This window comes from Methylotuvimicrobium sp. KM2 (assembly GCF_038051925.1).
Taxonomy (GTDB): domain Bacteria; phylum Pseudomonadota; class Gammaproteobacteria; order Methylococcales; family Methylomonadaceae; genus Methylotuvimicrobium.
The window spans coordinates 343,430-362,695 of the sequence record NZ_CP150634.1; the positions used below are offsets into that span (position 1 = coordinate 343,430).

General features: G+C 51.3%; 15 protein-coding genes. 7 read left to right on the plus strand and 8 right to left on the minus strand.

All coding sequences use genetic code 11. The features are described 5' to 3' along the window. Positions 1 to 141: 141 nt before the first annotated feature. A complete protein-coding gene (locus WJM45_RS01555; protein WP_341327250.1) occupies positions 142 to 384 on the plus strand; it encodes a hypothetical protein in 243 nt (80 codons plus the stop codon). Next, positions 341 to 706: a DUF2335 domain-containing protein gene (locus tag WJM45_RS01560; RefSeq protein ID WP_341327251.1), complete on the plus strand. Its 366-nt coding sequence runs from the start codon at positions 341 to 343 to the stop codon at positions 704 to 706. The genes WJM45_RS01555 and WJM45_RS01560 overlap by 44 nt, the downstream gene beginning before the upstream one ends. 479 nt (positions 707 to 1,185) lie before the next feature. Here the strand turns inward: WJM45_RS01560 and WJM45_RS01565 are convergent, their stop codons facing one another. Continuing rightward, positions 1,186 to 3,084, minus strand: a complete 1,899-nt coding sequence (locus WJM45_RS01565) for an IS1634 family transposase (RefSeq protein WP_341325412.1) — start codon at positions 3,082 to 3,084, stop codon at positions 1,186 to 1,188. A gap of 161 nt (positions 3,085 to 3,245) precedes the next feature. Next, complete coding sequence (locus WJM45_RS01570; RefSeq protein ID WP_341327252.1) at positions 3,246 to 3,848, minus strand: transposase; 603 nt, start codon at positions 3,846 to 3,848, stop codon at positions 3,246 to 3,248. Positions 3,849 to 4,114: 266 nt separating this feature from the next. Here WJM45_RS01570 and WJM45_RS01575 point away from each other — a divergent pair, with 266 nt between their 5' ends. The 3 genes from WJM45_RS01575 (at position 4,115) to WJM45_RS01585 (ending at position 5,774) form a co-directional block, all read left to right on the plus strand. After that, positions 4,115 to 4,573, plus strand: a complete 459-nt coding sequence (locus WJM45_RS01575) for a hypothetical protein (protein WP_341327253.1) — start codon at positions 4,115 to 4,117, stop codon at positions 4,571 to 4,573. Between the two features lie 244 nt (positions 4,574 to 4,817). After that, entirely contained in the window at positions 4,818 to 4,991 is a 174-nt protein-coding gene (locus WJM45_RS01580) for a hypothetical protein (protein ID WP_341327254.1), read from the plus strand. 9 nt (positions 4,992 to 5,000) lie between these two features. Next, a complete protein-coding gene (locus WJM45_RS01585) occupies positions 5,001 to 5,774 on the plus strand; it encodes a hypothetical protein (RefSeq protein WP_341327255.1) in 774 nt (257 codons plus the stop codon). Between the two features lie 108 nt (positions 5,775 to 5,882). On the opposite strand, the gene WJM45_RS01590 is transcribed toward WJM45_RS01585, so the two are convergent. The 4 genes from WJM45_RS01590 to WJM45_RS01605 form a co-directional block, all read right to left on the minus strand. After that, complete coding sequence (locus tag WJM45_RS01590) at positions 5,883 to 6,503, minus strand: hypothetical protein (RefSeq protein ID WP_341327256.1); 621 nt, start codon at positions 6,501 to 6,503, stop codon at positions 5,883 to 5,885. A gap of 233 nt (positions 6,504 to 6,736) precedes the next feature. Further along, the gene (locus WJM45_RS01595; RefSeq protein ID WP_341327257.1) at positions 6,737 to 7,420 is read right to left on the minus strand and encodes an NrdJb; all 684 of its coding nucleotides are present in this window, start codon (positions 7,418 to 7,420) and stop codon (positions 6,737 to 6,739) included. Positions 7,421 to 7,575: 155 nt separating this feature from the next. Continuing rightward, positions 7,576 to 7,827: a DUF2442 domain-containing protein gene (locus WJM45_RS01600; protein ID WP_341327258.1), complete on the minus strand. Its 252-nt coding sequence runs from the start codon at positions 7,825 to 7,827 to the stop codon at positions 7,576 to 7,578. Between the two features lie 91 nt (positions 7,828 to 7,918). Next, complete coding sequence (locus WJM45_RS01605) at positions 7,919 to 11,191, minus strand: LAGLIDADG family homing endonuclease (protein ID WP_341327259.1); 3,273 nt, start codon at positions 11,189 to 11,191, stop codon at positions 7,919 to 7,921. A gap of 445 nt (positions 11,192 to 11,636) precedes the next feature. Here WJM45_RS01605 and WJM45_RS01610 point away from each other — a divergent pair, with 445 nt between their 5' ends. Continuing rightward, positions 11,637 to 15,866, plus strand: coding sequence for a DEAD/DEAH box helicase (locus WJM45_RS01610; protein WP_341327260.1), 4,230 nt, complete (start codon positions 11,637 to 11,639; stop codon positions 15,864 to 15,866). Between the two features lie 269 nt (positions 15,867 to 16,135). Here WJM45_RS01610 and WJM45_RS01615 read toward each other — a convergent pair whose 3' ends face one another. Together WJM45_RS01615 and WJM45_RS01620 are read right to left on the minus strand one after the other, a co-directional pair. Then, positions 16,136 to 17,524 (minus strand): NUDIX hydrolase, encoded by a 1,389-nt coding sequence (locus tag WJM45_RS01615; RefSeq protein ID WP_341327261.1) that lies wholly within the window; start codon positions 17,522 to 17,524, stop codon positions 16,136 to 16,138. Beyond that, positions 17,478 to 17,771: a hypothetical protein gene (locus tag WJM45_RS01620; RefSeq protein ID WP_341327262.1), complete on the minus strand. Its 294-nt coding sequence runs from the start codon at positions 17,769 to 17,771 to the stop codon at positions 17,478 to 17,480. The genes WJM45_RS01615 and WJM45_RS01620 overlap by 47 nt, the downstream gene beginning before the upstream one ends. Before the next feature lie 67 nt (positions 17,772 to 17,838). Here WJM45_RS01620 and WJM45_RS01625 point away from each other — a divergent pair, with 67 nt between their 5' ends. Continuing rightward, positions 17,839 to 19,014: a transposase gene (locus tag WJM45_RS01625; RefSeq protein WP_341325239.1), complete on the plus strand. Its 1,176-nt coding sequence runs from the start codon at positions 17,839 to 17,841 to the stop codon at positions 19,012 to 19,014. The last annotated feature ends 252 nt before the right edge of the window (positions 19,015 to 19,266 follow it).

A 19,266-nucleotide genomic window follows, 5' to 3' on the forward strand; every position in this document is an offset into this window, starting at 1 on the left:
AGAATGCGAATCAAAAGCAACCTCGAAAACCTAGAACCTAGTGTTTTCGAGGTTTTTTGTTGCACTCATTTTTTGAAACGAGTATCTATAATGATAATAAGAGCTGTATAAGCAGCCGATTTAATAACCGGCGGAGACATAATGATGAAGCAGCAAGAAGAGTATGCCACAAAAAAAGATGCGTCAGTATTCTGGAAAGCATTTTTTGAAGTCCTATCCGGCACGTCGCTCTATGCCTCTCAAGGACATATAAATTTAGAGCAACGGGGGGACGCTATGAATAAAATGTCTGATCTTGAAAGACTGCGCGGAGATTGGCAAAAAATAGGAGCGGATTTCCGTGTCTCGATCAACAAAGCAAAACAAACAACAGAACGATTCTAATCAAATTGTGTCGGCGCAATGGCAAGGCCCGTTGCCGCCGCCGTCTACCCTTAGGGAATTCGACGACATTATCCAAAATGGCGCCGAACGGATCATGAGAATGGCGGAGATAGAACAACAGCATCGGCATGATTCTGAGAAAAAATTGATAGAAAATGATGTCAGGTCAATTAGGCGAGGTCAGTATTTAGGCTGGTTGGTCGCCGCATTATCGATTACCGGCGCGGTGGTCACCGCCTATTGGGGCGCACATTGGGCTGTTTCTTGTGCGCTGGTCGGCGTTCCTATTTTGGGTACCGTGAAAGCCATTATTGGGAAATAACGGAAAAATTCGCGCTGCTCAACACTGAGCAACAACGGGGTAAAAGCACTAGAAAGCAGCACTAGAAAGCAGGGTCAGCTCTTAGAAAGCAGGGTCAGCTCTAACATTCCAACATCATTCCCTGTGATTCTTTTCAAATTGCCGCACAGCACGACTTACAGTCATATAGTGAACACCGAAATGGTCGCCAATCTCTGACATGCTATAGGCACCAGACAAATAGGCTCGGGCCATCGCTTCATTTCGGTTCCGATAGCGTTGTTGATAATCATTCAGCGGCATCGCGACAGATCGCCGGTGGGCTTTTGAAACTTCCCGGAGTTCTTCAGGCTTATTTTCCAGTCGGTGCCCCTCGACGAACGCATCATCACCTAGCCCATGTTTGACACCTAACTTTAAAACTCTTTATGAATCAATATTTTATTGGATCATAAATGACCGTAAGGCACTACATAGGCGTTTTTTAAGCGTAATTCGATCTATAGTAGAGTTTTTTGTACACCTCCAGGAAGCGGGTCAAGGCCCAATGTGTGGTAAATCCGTGCTAATTCCGCTTCCGGTTGTGTGCTTTTGCGGATGTGCAGAATACCGCCGTCGGCGCGCCGGAAGGAGGCGGTGACGCGCTGCTGAACGGACAAGATGTCGCGCAGTGTGGACCAGCGGTCGTGAATGCCGTGTTCTTTCAGTTGCCGGCGGATGATTTGCACGAACTGATAGGCCAGGACGGTGATGAACAAATGGCCGTCGACGCGGACTTCTTTGTGATGGTAGACCGGACGAAGCCCGAGTTCGGATTTAAGGCTACGAAACACCGCTTCCAGGTCGGTGAGCATGATATAGGTGCGCCACAGTTTTTCAGCATCCCATTGCGTTTCGTTACTGCGGAGGCAATAGACGCCGGGATGGCTCAGGCGGCTGCCGGCTTTGGGCTGTTTCGACCAGGTCAGGCCGATGACTTTTTCGCCGGTCTCATCCGGGGTCAGTTCGATCGTGTAATGCTGGCCGATACCGTGGTATTTTTCTTGGAGCCGACCGATGCGCTGTTGCAGTTTGTCGAGGCGCTTTTCGGCGCGAGGCTTGTGGAGGCCGTCGGCGATTTTTTGTAATCCGGCTTCGAAGCGCTCGCACAGGTGTTGATTGATGCCGCGCTCTTTTTGTTCGCGCTGTTCGGAGTAGCAATACAAGCGCACTTCTTGGTGTTCGCTGTCGTCGATGCGCTGGATGTGGACGGCGGAGCCGGCGGCGGTTTCGATCGGGATCGCGGTGTCGGCTTCGAATTGCCGAGCGCGTTCGCGGCTGACGACCAGATAGCGGTAACCGTGTTCGCGCAGCCAGGTGAGATTGGCTTCCGTGGCGATGCCTGCGTCCATGACCACCAAGGCGCCGGGTGGTGCACCGAGGTCTTTGAGCATCTCGGCCAAGGTCTTGCCTTCCGAGGCATTGCCGTCGAAGGTCTGGGAACGGCGGACGAAGCCGCTGCCATCGAGCACCAAGCCCAGCGTGACCAGTGGACAGTCGCGGCGCTTTTCTTTGGAGCGGCCCCGTTGCGCTTTCGGATTGGCGGCCGCCGTGCCTTCGAAGTAGGTATTGGTCAAGTCGTATAAGGTAACCGTGGTCTCGAAACCGAACAGATCGTGCACCCGGTTGAACAGCGTGCGTTCGATGACGTCCCGGTGCTTCATCAAAGCGTCTGAAGCCCGATACAACGTGATCGGCTTCATGCGTTCGAAATCGACGTCCAACAGCTCGCCCAAACCGCTGCGCTGACCTAGCCAACGGTGCGTGGCGGCCTCAGAAGCCGGCGCTGCCATGCGCCCGATGATCGAACCCACGACCGCCGCCCGTATCGGCCCGGAGAGACCCAGTCCCATCAGCAGCGAGGTAAAATTGACCAAGTCCATCGCCGCCAAACCGACCTGCTCGACACCGATCGAACGGGGCCTCGCTAATTCCAGCGAGTTCGCATCAATGGTATATATTTCAGCGGGAGTCCGGGACTCCGGTGGCTCCGACGAGACCGATTCCGAAGCCGCCTGTGCGGCTTCATTGACGACACTCATGGCTGGGGTCGGGATCAACGAAAGCCTCACGAGCAATGGCGCGCTTTCCGCCAACAAGCGCGCGGCGATATGTTCCGCGGCCAAGGCCACCGTCTGAGGTAAGTCCGGATCGAATAAACTCGTTTGCAACGATAACAACTCCAGGACACGGCGACATAAGGCCGGCCAAAAAGTGGGCTGGATCGAAAAATGCCGGCCTAGATTCAGCAGTGTGACCTGTTTAACTTTTTGACCGATGCGTTCGGAATGAACCAGTCGATAAGTCTCATGAGGTTCGCCGGTGGCTCTGCAGCGGGTTTGAGTGCGTCGAATAAACATGCCGTCAACTTAGCGCAAACCGCGAGGCGGCGCAAGATGCCTAAGGCATTTTATGGCACTACATTAGCCATTTTCGAGGAAGTCGATTTTTATAGCCCAATGATATCAATTAGTTAAAAAATTAATAATTTTTGCGAATGATAGATATTTACTAGAAAATGTTAAAGGTGGGCTAGCAATAATTGATGGCGGGTCTGAGCCAGCGGGCTTGGCAGCCCTTTGCCATCCGACACAAATCGACGGCAGGACTCAATCGCGCTTTTCCGGTCACTACCGAATTGGCTGAGCAGCCAGTCCACATCCAGCCACTTGGGCACCGTCGCCTCTCCGATCATGGACCGGTAGCTGCTCCAAGGCCAATCCTCCGGATTCCCGACCATGCCGGCGCGTAGCGGATTCAACACAATATATCTTATCAGTTCCAGCAAATAGCTTTCCTTCTGGACCAGGATCGCCTTGTAACGGCCTTGATAAAGATGCCCCACCATGCCATGGCGGCGATTAAAGCGTTGCGTATAGACACCATTCAAATGCCGCATCCCTTTCGAAAGATTCCCGTCGACCGTTTCCATCAGTAGATGATAATGATTGCTCATCTGGCAATACGCATGCACGACCCAATTGAAACGACCGCAAACATCGTCCATGACTTCCAGCCATGCTTCTCTATCCTCGTCATCCAGATAGATGTCCTCGCGCCTATCTCCTCTTGAAGTCACATGGTAGAGAGCACCCGCAAATTCCAATCTTAAAGGTCTAGTCATGAGTCAAGTATAGCGCAGAACGCAAAATGTTGGAATGTGAGAACTGACCCTGTTATTCTCTACCGCGCTGGGAGTGCCTGTCCTACTCGAAACCCCGTTGCCCAGTTTTAGTGTTGAGGCTCATTCTTGACAATAAGATAAAATAACAGGTATGTTGAGCGTGTCAAAACGCCATACGGTTTCAAATGTAACGGCATCAATCAGATCAAACAGGCGCTTAGATACTCATTATCTGACCCGTTAAGTATAACGAAAGGAGCAGCACCATGGAAATTTTCACAATCTGGATATTCTCAATGATTATTGGGGTGCTCATCGGCAACGCGAAGGGACGTGCTATCTCAGGCTTTGTATGGAGTTTCCTCTTTGGGCCTTTGGGCGTCCTCGTGGTGTTGTGTCTATCAAATCTCAAAAAGCAGAAGGAGCTGCTAGAGCAGAAGCAAGTCCTTGCGGGACAAATGAAGCTTCAGCAAGCGCAGCTCGAAGCCCAGCTCCAGCATTTACAGCAATTGAAGCAGTCGAACCCGGGAGAAAATCTCCTTAACAAAACTTACCGTATTGCTAAGAACGGCAAGGAAATGGGAGAGATGTCCGTATCCAAGTTAAAGTTGCTTTTGAAGTCCGGGCACCTCACCACAGAGGACTATTTTTTCGATACGCAAGTAAATGACTGGTTGCAGCTTGAGTGTATGGAGGAGCTGCATTTAGAAAAGAGACAGGTCTAGTACTTAGTCATTTTTGTATTGTCGGGTAGAGTTTTTTCAATTTTACCCGAGCATCTTCATTGGTAAATCGCCACTCCATAGGCTGAGCAATAGCATTCCTTTTTTTTGCCACGCTACTCTAATCGGATCTATGGCCCTAACACGACTACTTGTTTTCGTGATCAGCAAAACTTATATTTGATATTTTTTGATAAATATTAGAAACTTTTGGTCAAACCGATGCGCAAGACTAAGGAGTTAAACGATGGAAAAACAAGATAAGAAAAAAAAAGAACATTTCTTGCCACGAATCTACATTCGCGGCGCGGGTGTTCTTCATGTTAATTCTACCGAGCTCATCAAAACCGATTCGGTTAAACAACAAATCGACGCCCTGAGAGAGTTGAAAAAAAAGGGGCTAATTGAAGAAGTCGCTTAACGGCCTATAATGAAGCAATTGTCCCTTTTGATCTTGCCTTTAGTCGGCGGGTACGCTTTTTCCAGTATATGGATCGGCTCGTTATATCACTCGGCAAGAGAAAGCGGTGATAGACTTTATTTTCGAGCTTTATTTTACGCTTTATGGCTTCTCTCAATATCCTACTTATTGCATTTCACGATCTATGTACGTTGTGATGAATACGGTTACCAACTTTTGCTGCTATCGAAGATTATTAACCCGGAGATATCGACGATTGCACCATTCGGCAAAGAATCACAATTTGTCGTTTATATCTATTCATTAGTCTTAGGTCCCTTGCTCGCGTTGTTGCTGAATATTCCAAAATGGCTACCGTCAAACCGGTTTGCTTGCATTTATGATTTCACGGTTAAAAAAACATTGTTGCATGCAATAAAAACCAATGACTTCGAACAATTCATTTTCAACTGCTTCTATCAAAATAAACCCGCTCTTTTCACATTAGCCTCCAATAAATTGTATTTGGGTTTGTTGATAGATGCGCCAAATCCGGTTCAAGACAGACGGTATATAAAATTTTTACCGATTCTGAGCGGTTTTAGAGAGAAGGACACGCAACAAATCAAATTTACAACCGATTACCAATTTATTTTCGAAAATAATTTTAATGTTGAAGACTTTGAAATTGTAATACCGCTGGAGCAAATCGTATCGGCACATCAATTCGATTTGACTATTTACAACGAAAGATTCATACCCAGTAGCGGCTTGAAAGCCTCGTCTCGTTTTAATTTAATGTAACGCTTGCAGCCTACCAAGAATGTTCGATTTGCTTTGACCACGGTCGAAAACATTTAGGACGGAGTTGCTAACTCTGTGACAAGGTGCAGCGCCTTGTTATAGAAACCCTCACTTCTTCTCAGATGAGCTGTTCACAGGCGCAGGAGTTTGTGGTTTAGGTTGCGGCGAAGCAGGTCTCATGCTAGTAATGCCGTCCACACTTAACTTTTCTTGTTGCTGGGGACGCAAATTATTAATTTCATTTAAGGACTTATTACCCGTTCCTGATATGCCTTGGTACTTGTTATCAGTCATGACTATTTCCTTTTCGATATATTTATTGATGGCGGTTGAAACGCCTATTACGGAAGTAAAAATCACTCCGGCCATAAATGACCATGCTGCCGTGTGATCTAATATCTTTAAGAGCTGGTCTTTTTCCTCTTTTTCATTTACTACATCCTCTAGATGCTTTGCATTTCTACGGAAAACCCATAGCACAGAGAAAAGGCATAAAACAAAGCACGCCAGGGCAAGAACATGTAGGATAAGGCTCTCGATTGAGCTTACCCCTATGGTCGATATTAGTGTAATGAGAAGGCCAATTGCAGCAGTACTAAGGGTTAGAAGACTCTTATCATGCTCAAATCTGGTGTTAATCCAAGCATTAAGATTTGCTGCATAGAACTCCACTTCTTTTTGCTCTTGGCTCATAATTACTATTTGTCCAGACCTGACGCTTAATTTCATAAATAAGTAATTTAAAAATCAATCATAACACCATGATTATAAAATGCTTTTATTTTTTCACTGATTAACGCAATTAAGCACTAGATAACTCGCATCATCAACATGGGAATAAGGGTCGAGTTACTTTTATGGATAATGGAAGCCGATAATAAATGTAAGGCCGTAAGGCGGAACGCGCCAGCGGTTCCGCCGAAAGCCGAAAGCTAACCGACACCGGCGACCCACCAGCCTACTTAACCACACTTCGACTCCCCACAATTCAAACAAGTCATGCAGCCGTCCATCAACACCATCGCCTTGGTGCTGCATTTGGTGCAGAGTACGGCTTGTTCCGGGAAGGCGTCGCCGTTGTTTGCCGCGCCGTGATGGGCTTCGAATTCGCGGCGTTTTTCGGCGAGAAATTGCTTTTGGTGATCGCTCATTTCTTCGGGCTGGATCATGCCAATGTGTTTCAGGTGCGATTCGATCGCGTGGCCGATTTCGGCGACCAGCGAGGGCATGAATACGCCGCCTTTTTTGAAATAGCCGCCGCGCGGGTCGAATACCGCTTTCAGCTCTTCGACCAGGAAGCAGGCGTCGCCGCCTTTGCGGAATACCGCCGAGATAACGCGCGTCAGCGCCAGCACCCATTGGAAATGCTCCATGTTTTTCGAGTTGATGAAGACTTCGTAAGGCCGGCGTTCTTCGTGCTCGGAACCTTGGTTTAGGATGATGTCGTTGACCGTGATGTACAGCGCGTGTTCGGACTGCGGCGTTTTGATCTTGTAGGTCGAGCCGACCAGAACCTCCGGCCGTTCGATGTTTTCGTGCATCGATTCCGGGGACGGTTTTTCCGCTTCCGGTTGTGCCGTTTCGGCTCTTTCTTTGGTCAGCACTTTGTAGCTGACGATTTTTTTGTTGATTTTGTGCAAGGTCATATTGATTACCTTAAAAAGTTTGGGATTCCCCGGTTTGGCGAATCGTCGATGTTTAGTACTGTCATGTTTTGGAACACGCCCGACCGATTTAGACGGCTTGAGTGTGGGTGTGACGCTTTTGTCGCGACGTAGGCGTCGCTCCCACAGATCGCACATTAACTACGTGCGTTTTCCAGTTTTACGGAGTCCAGGTACAGCGTATCCGGGCAAATATCTTGTTCGTGAGGCCACACGACCGTGCCGTGTTCGATCGCCGCACGCTTGAAATAGTGTTTATCGCGCAGTTCCTTGAAAACGCCGAAGTCCAATAGCGGCTTGCAGTCGTATACGCCTTGGCTGCCGTCGGTAAATTGCAGTATCAACGAATAATCGTCGGCAACCTGAACTGTTTTGACGCGTGGGTTCATAGTACTGCCTCCGAATTAATTTCGTAGGTTGAGTTTACTCTGAAGGACATAAGAGTAAACTCAACCCAGCCTATGATTACTCTTCCGAAAATCAAAACTTTCCGTAATATCCTTCCTTCAGCGCATCGAACAAATTCGCAGCGGAATGGATTTCGCCGTCGTACTCGACTTCTTCGTTGCCTTTCAATTCGATGACATGGCCGTCTTCGAGCGTGAACTGGTAGGTTGTGTTTTCCAAGTCCTTTTCCTTGACCAGCACGCCCTGGAACACTTCCGGATTAAAGCGGAATGTCGTGCAGCCTTTTAAACCTTGGTCGTAGGCGTATTCATAGATCGACTTGAAGTCTTCGTACGGATAGTCGGTCGGCACGTTCGCGGTTTTCGAGATCGACGAGTCGATCCATTTTTGCGCGGCGGCCTGGATATCGACATGTTGTATCGGCGTGACATCGTCGGCGGCGATGAAATAATCCGGCAATTGCGCGTTCGGGTCGTTGCTATACGGCATCGCGTCCGGGTTGACCAGATGGCGGTAAGCCAAGAGTTCGAACGAGAACACGTCGACTTTTTCCTTGGACTTTTTTCCTTCGCGGATGACGTTGCGCGAATAATGGTGCGCGAAGCTCGGCTCGATACCGTTGCTGGCGTTGTTCGCGAGCGACAGCGAGATCGTGCCGGTTGGCGCGATCGAGCTATGATGCGTGAAGCGGCAACCGGTCTTGGCCAGATCTTCGACCAGTTCGGGTTCTTCTTGCGCCAGTTGCTGCATGTAGCGGCTGTATTTCGCGTGCAACACTTTGCCTGGCACTTTGTCGCCGATTTTATAGCCGTCTTGCTGCATTTCCGGGCGTTTGTACAGCATTTCGCCGGTGACCGTGAACACTTGTTCCATTATCGGTGCCGGACCTTTTTCTTTCGCGAGTTCCAGTCCGACCTTCCAGCCTTCAATAGCCAGCGCTTTGGTGACTTCTTCGGTAAAGGCCAAAGACTCTTCCTCGCCGTATTTCAGGCCTAGCATCGTCAGTGTCGAGCCTAATCCCAGGTAACCCATGCCGTGGCGGCGCTTGCCGAAGATTTCGTCGCGTTGTTGCTGTAGCGGCAAGCCGTTGATTTCGACGACGTTGTCGAGCATGCGGGTGAAAATGCGCACGGTCTTGCGGAAACCTTCCCAATCGAATCCGGCTTCTTTGCTGAACGGTTTTTCGACGAAGCGGGTCAGGTTGATCGAACCGAGCAGACAACTGCCGTAGGGTGGTAATGGTTGTTCGCCGCAATTCCCTGTTACGATCCCGTTGAAGATCAGATTGTTTTTGTCCGGCTGCGTCGTATCGAACACGGCTTCGCGGCCTTCATACTCGATCGATTTAACGGCAGTGAGGAATTTGTCGGCATTGCAGGTCGTTCTTTGTTCGCGCCATTCTGTAAACTTGCGATTCTTGTCGTCGGTGAGGAATCCAATTTCCTCCATGAAGCGATCACGCGATTCCGAACCGATCAGCAATTCGTAATCAGCTTGACAATCATACAAGCGCTTCCCGCCTTTGCCGTCCGGTAATAGCCGTTGCCCTGCTTCACGCCGCTTCAGGATTCTGCAAAAGATCCCAAAGTTCGCAAGCAGCATCTGGACGTCTTTTAGCAGGCTAGGTTGGCTCGAGGCGAGTCGAATCGTGCAATAGGCGTTTTTGTCGTCACGTTGGACGGTGCCGTCTGCTTGGAACAGGCCGCGTAGATAGCCTTTCACGCACTCTTCGTTGCCACGCCAAACGACTTCCGGCACGCGTAGCTTGGTATCGCGTGAAAAGCCATAATGTGCAAGCACCCGCGCCAGCAGCACCGAACGAATCATGACCAAATTGCGTTCCGGAACGGCTACCGGACTCACGCGGTAAGCTCGCGGACGTTCGGCGACTTCGGCGATCAGGGTATTGATGTAGTTAGCCACGCGATCGGCATAGTCGCGATCCAAGCCCCACAGGTTGATCACGGCCGTTTCCTGACCTTCGCCGCGATTCGTAAAATGTCCGTCTCCGGCAATCAAGCCCAAGAGCATGCCAAGCTTTTCATCGCCTTCCTGACCGAATTGCCCTTTTCCGGACTGGATCAGCAGCTCATCGCCCACCTGAAGATCCTTGAGCTTGATTTTGCCTCGTTGAGTGTAGAAGTCGTGCCATTCGGTCGCCTTGATCTCGTAGCCGCTCTCAGTAACGACGCGGTAAACGTCTGCCGAAGCCGAGGTCATAAAGGCCGGTACGGCGGAACGAACCTCGACGCCAAGCTCGCTCTTTCCAAGCGCGCGTCGATCCACACTGACCTCCAACGGCAAGCCGCGTCGGTACAATTCGCCTATTGTGACCAGCCCGTATTGGGTCGCGAGCCGAGTATCGGCGGTCACGCATGGGTTGGTCGCGCGAATGTTTTCGCAGAACCAGTTGTTGTTCATTTCGTTGACTTTGTCGATTAGGATGAAGCCCGGTTCGGCGTAGTCGTAGGTCGACGACATGATGATGTCCCACAGGCGGCGGGCCGGCATGGTTTTCGTGATGCGGCAGGCGACCAGGCCGTCTTCGTTGACGACATAGCCTTTTTTATTCGGCAGATCGCGCCAGACGATTTTGCTCGCGTCGGTCAAGTCGAGTTGGTCGGCCTTGGCTTCGCGCTCGGTGACCGGGAACGACAACGGCCATTGCGCATCGTTTTTGACTGCTTCGACGAATTCGCGGGTGATCAGCAACGACAGATTGAACTGACGCAGGCGGCCGTCTTCGCGTTTGGCGCGGATGAAATCGACGACGTCCGGGTGCGCGACGTCGAAGGTTGCCATTTGCGCGCCGCGGCGACCGCCGGCGGAAGAAACCGTAAAACACATTTTGTCGTAGATGTCCATGAACGACAGCGGTCCGGACGTGTAGGCGCCGGCGCCGGACACATAGGCGTTTTTCGGGCGCAGTGTCGAAAATTCATAGCCGATGCCGCAGCCCGCCTTGAGCGTAAGTCCCGCCTCATGTACTTTCCCTAGAATATCGTCCATAGAGTCTTCGATGATGCCCGAGACGGTGCAGTTGATCGTCGAAGTTGCCGGTTTGTGTTCCAGCGCACCGGCATTCGATGTGATGCGACCGGCCGGAATCGCGCCTTTACGCAATGCCCATAGAAATTCTTTGTGCCAATGCTCCTGCAAAGACTTGTTGGTCTCGACTTCAGCCAAGGCTTTCGCGACTCGTTTGTAGGTGTCGTCGATCGTGCCGTCGACGGCTTTGCCGTCTTTCGTTTTCAGGCGGTATTTGCTGTCCCAGATGTCCAGCGAGGCGCTTTGCAGCGGAATATCGGTCGCGTGTTGCGTAACGACTTGGAGTTTTGCAGTCATTCTTTGATTCCCTTGTCTGGTTGAACGTATTTGGCTTTATCGTATCCGGGAAAAGACCCGGAGCATTGATGTTTCGTGCGCTTGAGCGAGAAAATCCGCAAATGAAGCGAATCCCTCATCTTGTGTTAATGGCGATATTTTAAATCAATATATTGTGTTTTTTGCGATTTTTTTCCGCTGTCAAATCATCATTTGACCGGTAGTTTTTACAGTTCAATGAGTTAGCTTTGAGAAAATTTTTTCTGGGGAGTCGGGCATTGCCGAATGGCCGAAATGGTACAAAATCGTGCCAATCGAATGCATCTGGAAGCTAAAAATTCGTGCGCAGCATCTTGAGCCAGAGCATCACAGCGGTCCTTGACCGGCAAACTGCGCACATCAGAAGTCGATCGATTTTTCGGTGCAAGAAGACGTATAATTTCCAATTTTTCAACGATTTCCGGACATGCTCACTTTGCTTCACAAACAACGCGCCGAATTGCTCGCGAAATATCAAGATCTATCCGCCACTTCGCGGGCGGTTCTACAGTTAATGGCTGTTGCTTATAACTACGAGATGGCAACTCCCATCAGTCAATATCTGAAGGTTTTAAAGATTAACGACGATCGAGGCAGACAATTCACGCCGGCTTCGATCAAACCGATCTTGCAAGCGTTACAAAAAGCAGGCTTGTTGGAACAGCCATCCGGAAAAGCGGAATACCGCAGCAACCGACTGTTGGCCGAACCGGTCGTTCGGCAACTGGTCGATACAGGCGAATTCGAACGTTATGCGGCGCTATTCGAGCAAACGTCGCCGATCGCCAAAAAGACTTTTTATGGCACCGCTGCCGAATGCCTGCGCGATGCGCGCATTTCATTTCATCGCGGCGATTACAAACAAGTCAACGTCACACTCAACACCGGCCGGCGTTATTCTTATCAATCCAGATATCCGGACGATGCCGATGCCTATCTTTCTTGGGTGCTGAATCCCTTCGACGAAGACTGGTTCGAACGCCGGCATCCCGCATTGGTCAAGGAATTGATCGGCCATCTTGGGATGCATCAAGTGGTATTTTTGTACCAAGATCCACAAATATCCGATTATCTGGCGCGCTGGTTGGCACTCTATCCCAGTGCTTCGCCATTGGCTGCACGATCTTATGGCGAGTTGCTGCTGTTGCGCGGCGACTGGGACGCGCTGGCGAAATATATCGAAGCGACTGAAGATCCGGAATTACTGGCGCTTGGCGCGGCATTAACATTTTTGCACGGCGATTTCGCTGGCTCCACAGCGCAATTCGAGTCGGCGCTAAAGGCGTTTAGAAAGCTGACCGGCAAACGTAACCTCTATTTTTACGGCATGGCTGGACTCTTTTATCCGTTGGCCTTGCTGAAAACCGGCGAAGCGCATGACAAAAAGCTGACGGCCTTGTTGACCCAAATCCTCAAGCAAAATAGCTTTTGGTATTACGGCTATCGCTATTTGGAGGCCTTGCAGGGGTTTTTGAAAGGCGACCTGACGCAGCGCGATAATGCGGTTTTTTACAATTCGTTTGTCATGACGGAGGGATACAGTAAGGCAGGGGAACCGCAAACGGTCAACGTTTATCCGCATTTTCTCAAATTTTTCCGATTTCTGGTTCGCTCATGGATGAGCGATGCGCCGTTGAGCGGCCAGCGCGATTTGACGATAGCGACCTTCCAAGACCTATGCCGGCAATTGCACTCTAACGGCCTTCAATGGCTCGCCGCCGAATTGGCAAAGCTATTGCAAGCTGTCGACTCGAAGCAGTCCGATTCCTTGGACACAGGCTTTTTGGAAGGCCGTCCGGTGACCTTGCACGGCTTGTTCGCAAGGCGTCCCGATTGGGAATTTGCCCTGGATGCCTTGCTCGGCCTCGGTAAGTCCGAAGTACAGACCGGTGCTCCCGTCCAAATCGAAAAGCCGACCCGCATGATCTGGCTGGTCGACTTTGACGAAAAGCATGGTGTTCTGACTGTCGAACCGCGCGAACAAAAACAACAAGCCAAAGGCGGTTGGACCAAGGGCCGTGCCGTTGCGTTGAAAAAATTGTACGCCGAGCGCGATACCTTCGACTGCCTGAGCGAGCAGGATTTGAAGATATGCGCGACGATTCGTCAAATTACCGAATACGGTTGGCACGGCGCCTATTTTGAATTCAGGGACAACATGCCGTTGGCTTTGGTTGGCCATCCGCTGCTGTTTTGGGCATCATCTCCCGAGGTACGCGTCGACGTTGCCAAAGGCGAACCGGAATTGCGCGTCAGTACCGTCAAAGGCGGCAAAATCAAAATCACGCTGGAACCGTCGCCGGCATCCACGCAAAAAAACCTGGTCACGAAGGAGACGCCGACACGTTTGAAAGTCATCGAATTCACGCCGGAACATCATAAAATCTCTACGGTACTCGGCGCACAGGGACTGGAAGTGCCGCTGTCGGCGCAAGAGCGCGTATTGCAAACGCTGAGCGGCATTTCAGGTTTACTGACCGTGCACTCGGACATCGGCGGGAGCTCCAGCACGGCCGAACAGGTCGAGGCGGATTCGACGCCGCGCATGCACCTATTGCCGCATGGCGATGGACTCAAAACGGCCTTATTGATTCGCCCGTTCGCGACCGGCGGCGCTTATTATCAGCCCGGCCACGGCGGTGCCAGTGTTTTTACCGAAATCGACGGCAAGCCGCTGCAAGCGCGGCGCGATCTCAAGCTCGAAAAAACGCGTTGCAAGGAAGTCTTGGCGGCTTGTCCGGCGCTGGCCGAAACCGAGCGCGACGACGCCGGCGAATGGCTGCTCGAAGAGCCGGAACACTGTCTCGAACTGCTGTTACAATTGCAATCGCTCCCGGCCGGCCAAGTGCTGCTGGAATGGCCGGAAGGCGTCAAATTCCGTGTATTGGGGCAAAGCAGCGGCAGCGGTTTCCGCATGCAGATCAAACGCGATAACGACTGGTTCGCGTTGCAGGGCGAATTGCAGATCGACAACGATACGGTACTCGAAATGCGCCAATTGCTGGACTTGCTGGATAATCGCCAGGGCCGGTTTTTGCAATTGCAGGACGGCCAATTCATCGCGTTGACCGAAACCTTCCGTAAACGACTGGAGGACTTGAAAGCCTATGTCGATTTGACCGGCAAAAAAGTCCGCATCAACCCTTTGGCCGCATTGACGCTCGAAGACTGGCAGGACGAAGCCGGTTTCAAGGCCGACCAGCATTGGCAAGAGCATATGCGGCGACTGAAGGCGGCGCGCGAATTTCAACCGGTCGTGCCGTCTACGTTTCAGGCGGAACTGCGTGATTACCAAATGGACGGCTATAACTGGCTGGCGCGCTTGGCGCAATGGGGCGTCGGCGCCTGTCTGGCCGACGATATGGGTCTCGGCAAAACCATACAGGCGTTGGCGCTATTGGTCGACAAAGCGCCGAACGGCCCGAGCTTGATCATCGCACCCACTTCGGTCTGCATGAACTGGGAAAGCGAAGCGCTGCGTTTCGCGCCAACGCTCAATCCTATTTTATTCGGTAGCGGAGACCGTCAGCGCCAGCTCGGCAATTTGCAGCCTTTCGACTTATTGATCTGCAGTTACGGTTTGTTGCAGCAGGAGCAAGCCGCCGAACTGCTGGCGAACATTCCGTTTCAAGTCGTGATACTCGACGAGGCGCAGGCGATCAAAAACATCGCGACGCGGCGCTCGCAAGGCGCAATGAATTTGCAGGCCGAATTCAGGATAATCATGACCGGCACGCCGCTGGAAAATCATCTCGGCGAATTGTGGAATCTGTTCCGCTTTATCAATCCGGGGCTGCTCGGTTCTCTGGAGCAATTCAATAAGCGTTTCGCCGGGCCGATCGAGCGCGACCGCAGTCAAGAAGCCCGTCAGCAGTTAAAGAAATTAATTCAACCGTTCATTTTGCGCCGCACTAAAACCCAAGTTCTACAGGAGCTTCCGCCAAAGACCGAAATCCCAGTCTACGTCGAAATGAGCGGTGAGGAAATGGCGTTTTATGAGGCCTTGCGCCGCGAAAGCCTCGAAGTTTTGAACAGCACCGACAATCAGGCCGGCGCCAAGCATTTGCAAATACTCGCAGCGATCACCAAATTGCGCCGCAGTTGTTGCAACACGCGCCTCGCCAATGCGGATATCGCACTGCCCAGTAGCAAATTGGCGGCATTCGGCGAAATCGTCGACGAATTGCTCGACAACAAACACAAAGCCTTGGTGTTCAGCCAATTCGTCGACCATTTGCAATTGATCAAGGACTATATCGAACAGCGAGGCATCGGCTATCAATATCTGGACGGCAGTACGCAAGCCAAAGAGCGAAAAAAACGCGTCGATGCGTTTCAGCGCGGCGAGGGCGAATTGTTTCTGATCAGCCTGAAGGCCGGCGGCGTCGGTTTAAATCTGACCGCGGCCGATTATGTGATTCACATGGACCCCTGGTGGAACCCGGCGGTCGAGGATCAAGCCTCGGACCGCGCGCACCGCATGGGCCAACAGCGGCCGGTGACCATTTACCGGATGATCGCGAAGAACACGATCGAAGAAAAAATCGTCGCGCTGCACAGCCACAAGCGCGACTTGGCCGACAGTCTATTGGAAGGCGCGGACATCAGCGGCAAGATGTCGGCCGACGCGTTGCTGGATTTGATGCGCGGAGAATGAATCGAAACCTAAGGAACGAGCATGAAATAACTTCGACAACTGTTAGAAAGGGGGTTCGGTGGCTCGATTGACAGGTGTCGGTGGCAGGGCAGATTTTTGCTCCTGCAAAATCTGCATTCATGCCATCCATGGCAATCAGATTCCGCCGTCAAGCCTACATGGACGTATTCACAGCGTCCTGTCAAGCGAGTTACCGAACCGCCTCAAAGCCTACAACTTGTATAAGTTATTTTGTGCATATTCCTAAAGTGGTGTTTGCAGATCGGGGATCAGCCAAGATAACGCTCCGCAAACTTCACGATGCCCGCGTCTCGGCGAACCAAATTTCTTAAGCCTAGCGCTTGGAATCTCGGGTCTTTGTGTAGGCCTTTTTTGTACGCGTCCTCGGTTTTTATTGCAAGGTCATTGTCGACAGAGAATTGGTTTTCAGTGAGCGATTTTAATCTATGGGCCAATTCCAGAGAAATCTTGAACGATTCGGATTTTTCGCCGACGTGACCGAACGCGGTATCGAACGATTGTCTTCGGATCGTGACCGGTATTTTGCTCGAAACGCCATTCAAATCGCCGGGTGCCACCACGAACGAAAACAACTCATCGGCAAAAAAGACCGATAACGGTGTCATCGATAATCGAAACAACTTTTCCTTATGCTTCTCGATGAGCCAATCGCTGCCGTTCGATAATGCAGTCAGCTCGATCAGTTCGGCTCGCATCGGCGATGCTTCGGCGATTTCGACCCAGCCATGGGGATGTAAAACCAAGTCTTCCGCTAATTTCGTAAAGTCGAAACCGCGCAAATGCGCGGCCAAGCCCAGAAACAGCGCCAATTGCCGGGCGCTCAGCGTCAAAGCCAACGGCTTTTCCTTGCCCAATAGACCCGCCGCTACCGGTTTGCCGGGATCGATCGGCAACGTGATGCCGAATTTTTCTTTGTTCAATACATATCCGGGAGCGAAACTGTCCGGCAATTCCGACAGGTCGGCCGACAGCGCCGCATGATCGCCTGCATAATCCGCGTACAGCGCTTTGATATACGGAATTTTGCCGTCCACTGCCTCGCCGTCCGCGATATCGGCAATCGAAAACCAAACCAGCCGCGCATCGCTGTCGACTTTGCGCCGCAAAAACAGGTAACCGTCCAGCGTCAATTCGACATAAAAAATAGCCAAATAATATTCGGTCAAGGCGTGATTCGGCGCTGCGCCCTGCACCTGCCGAAAAGGTTTCAGGGTGCGCCAGGGTTTGAAGGTGTAATGCGTTTCAAATTGCAAACCGGCCTCTTCGCGTAACTCGCGTTTCAGGGTTTCCGGTAAGGCTTTTTTTATGATCGGCGAATTCGGCGATTGTAAGGTTTTCAGCAACTCGGTTTTGTTTGTGATGCCGTGAACATCGTTTTGATTGGCACGTCCGCCGATTAGACCGTAATCGCCGGCGGATTTGTCGAAGCGTTTTTGCGTGTCCTCGCGCTGATAAAACAAAATAGCGCCGTCGATCTTGATGAGGCTCCAGGCGACATAACAATAACGAATCGGTTGCGCTTGTCGACGCGCATGGTGTTGGTGGCGGGCCTGCTCGATAGCCCGCAATACCTCGCGCTGCCGATCTTTTTTATCGTCGGCAATGCCTTGGGTATTCCAAAAGTTGTCGGCAAACAAAACGGGAATCGGTATCGCTCATCGCGGTCAAGATCGACATCGCCAGCAATTGCGCCGGAAACGACACAAAGCACCATTCGCCGCGTTGCAAGTTATCCGTTTTCAAGGTCGCCAAGGTATCGAGCAGCGTTTCGCATAGATTGACCGTATTCTCGGCAACCGCCGGGTCTATTTGCCGCTCTCGGCACAACGCGCCGATCAAGTCGCTGCGTTTGAAGATGTCATGATCGCCCTGATTGACTGACAAAACTCAAAAGTCGAAAAGATTAGGAGATAATATCGATATTTGACCGGTTCTAGCAAGGAAGCGAAACATGCAACAGAGCACGCCTTTATACGATAGCATCTTGAAATTATTGCACCATGCGCCATGGCGCGATAGACGACACCTGTATACCGTGGCTTGGATGGTGTTGGGTTTATTATCCAGTGGTTGGATCAGTCTAAGTAAGTGGTCGCCTTATGTCGTGAGTCGTGCGGAGCTGGCGCAAAGCGTCGAGAGACGCTTCAAGCGTTGGCTGACGAATGGGCGTATCGATGTGTTGCGGTTGTATGCGGCGTTATTGCGGGAGGCTCTGAAGGACGTAACGGAAGAGCCGTTGCTGGTCGCTTTAGATACTTCGATGCTCTGGGACACGTTCTGCGTGATCCAGTTGGCGCTGGTTTATCGTGGGAGGTCGATTCCATTAGTTTGGAAAGTGATGAAACATCCCAGTGCGAGCGTGGCGTTCAAAGACTACCGAGGCGTATTGGGGTTTGCGGCGCGACTGTTTCCGGAACGAGAGATCATTTTGCTGGCGGATCGTGGCTTTTTACATGGCGAATTGCTGAATTGGATTCGCAAGACGGCCGGCTGGCACGCGCGTATTCGCTGCAAGCGTTCCGTCGGGTTTTACCAAAAAACGGGCAGCGGCTACCGCAAGTTGGCCTTACGTTTGCTAGCCGGGGAAGTTTGTTATTACCACCATGTCGGGGTGACCGGTGCGCATATCCCTGCGCACTTGGCGGTCGGCTGGGAAAAAGGGGCGAAAGAACCATGGATCATCGTCAGCGACCAACCCACCAATGGCGATACGCTCTATGAATATGGGCGGCGCTTCAACATCGAAGAGGGCTTTTTGGATCACAAATCCAACGGTTTTCAGTGGGAGTCTTCGCAATTGCGCGAAACCGAGGCGCTTCAAAGGCTCTGTTTCATCATGGCGGTCGCCACCTTGGTGTTGGTTTGCCAAGGGGGTGCGGTCGTTGCCTCAGGCAAGCGGCGGCGTGTCGATCCGCATTGGTTTCGCGGTTATAGCTATGCCCGTATCGGCTGGGATTGGATACGGCGTGCTTGCGCTCGCGGTGATGCCATTATTGACAGTCTAGTTCTGCACGCTTTGCACGACCCCGAGCCCGCTCGGGCGAGTAAACGGCAACCCGATCGATCCCGCTGGATGGATGATTTGCCCTGCCGCATTTTTCTTTTTACTATGCAATTAAGGAGTTAAGAGTTTTGTCAGTCAATCAGCATGATCGCCTTCTTCTTCGGCGAAGCGGGGAAGATGAGCAAAGAGCGCCTGAATGAGTTGTGCCGGCATGTGATTACAGTTGATCGTTGTAAAGTCTCATTATGCAAAAAGCCATGTAAGAACAATAAGTAGTTCGTAAATATTCATACGGATCACTGTTTATTGTTGATTACCAAGCAGTAGCAACAGGATAGGCGCTTATCATTTCATCCGGTGTCAGTAGGGTCAAAT

Excerpts from the sequence above, each read along its gene's own strand:
- WJM45_RS01555 (WP_341327250.1), top strand. The coding sequence starts at position 142 with ATGATGAAGCAGCAAGAAGAGTATGCCACAAAAAAAGATGCGTCAGTA.
- WJM45_RS01565 (WP_341325412.1), bottom strand. The coding sequence starts at position 3,084 with ATGTTTATTCGACGCACTCAAACCCGCTGCAGAGCCACCGGCGAACCT.
- WJM45_RS01570 (WP_341327252.1), bottom strand. The coding sequence starts at position 3,848 with ATGACTAGACCTTTAAGATTGGAATTTGCGGGTGCTCTCTACCATGTG.
- WJM45_RS01575 (WP_341327253.1), top strand. The coding sequence starts at position 4,115 with ATGGAAATTTTCACAATCTGGATATTCTCAATGATTATTGGGGTGCTC.
- WJM45_RS01580 (WP_341327254.1), top strand. The coding sequence starts at position 4,818 with ATGGAAAAACAAGATAAGAAAAAAAAAGAACATTTCTTGCCACGAATC.
- WJM45_RS01585 (WP_341327255.1), top strand. The coding sequence starts at position 5,001 with ATGAAGCAATTGTCCCTTTTGATCTTGCCTTTAGTCGGCGGGTACGCT.
- WJM45_RS01590 (WP_341327256.1), bottom strand. The coding sequence starts at position 6,503 with ATGAAATTAAGCGTCAGGTCTGGACAAATAGTAATTATGAGCCAAGAG.
- WJM45_RS01595 (WP_341327257.1), bottom strand. The coding sequence starts at position 7,420 with ATGACCTTGCACAAAATCAACAAAAAAATCGTCAGCTACAAAGTGCTG.
- WJM45_RS01600 (WP_341327258.1), bottom strand. The coding sequence starts at position 7,827 with ATGAACCCACGCGTCAAAACAGTTCAGGTTGCCGACGATTATTCGTTG.
- WJM45_RS01605 (WP_341327259.1), bottom strand. The coding sequence starts at position 11,191 with ATGACTGCAAAACTCCAAGTCGTTACGCAACACGCGACCGATATTCCG.
- WJM45_RS01610 (WP_341327260.1), top strand. The coding sequence starts at position 11,637 with ATGCTCACTTTGCTTCACAAACAACGCGCCGAATTGCTCGCGAAATAT.
- WJM45_RS01625 (WP_341325239.1), top strand. The coding sequence starts at position 17,839 with ATGCAACAGAGCACGCCTTTATACGATAGCATCTTGAAATTATTGCAC.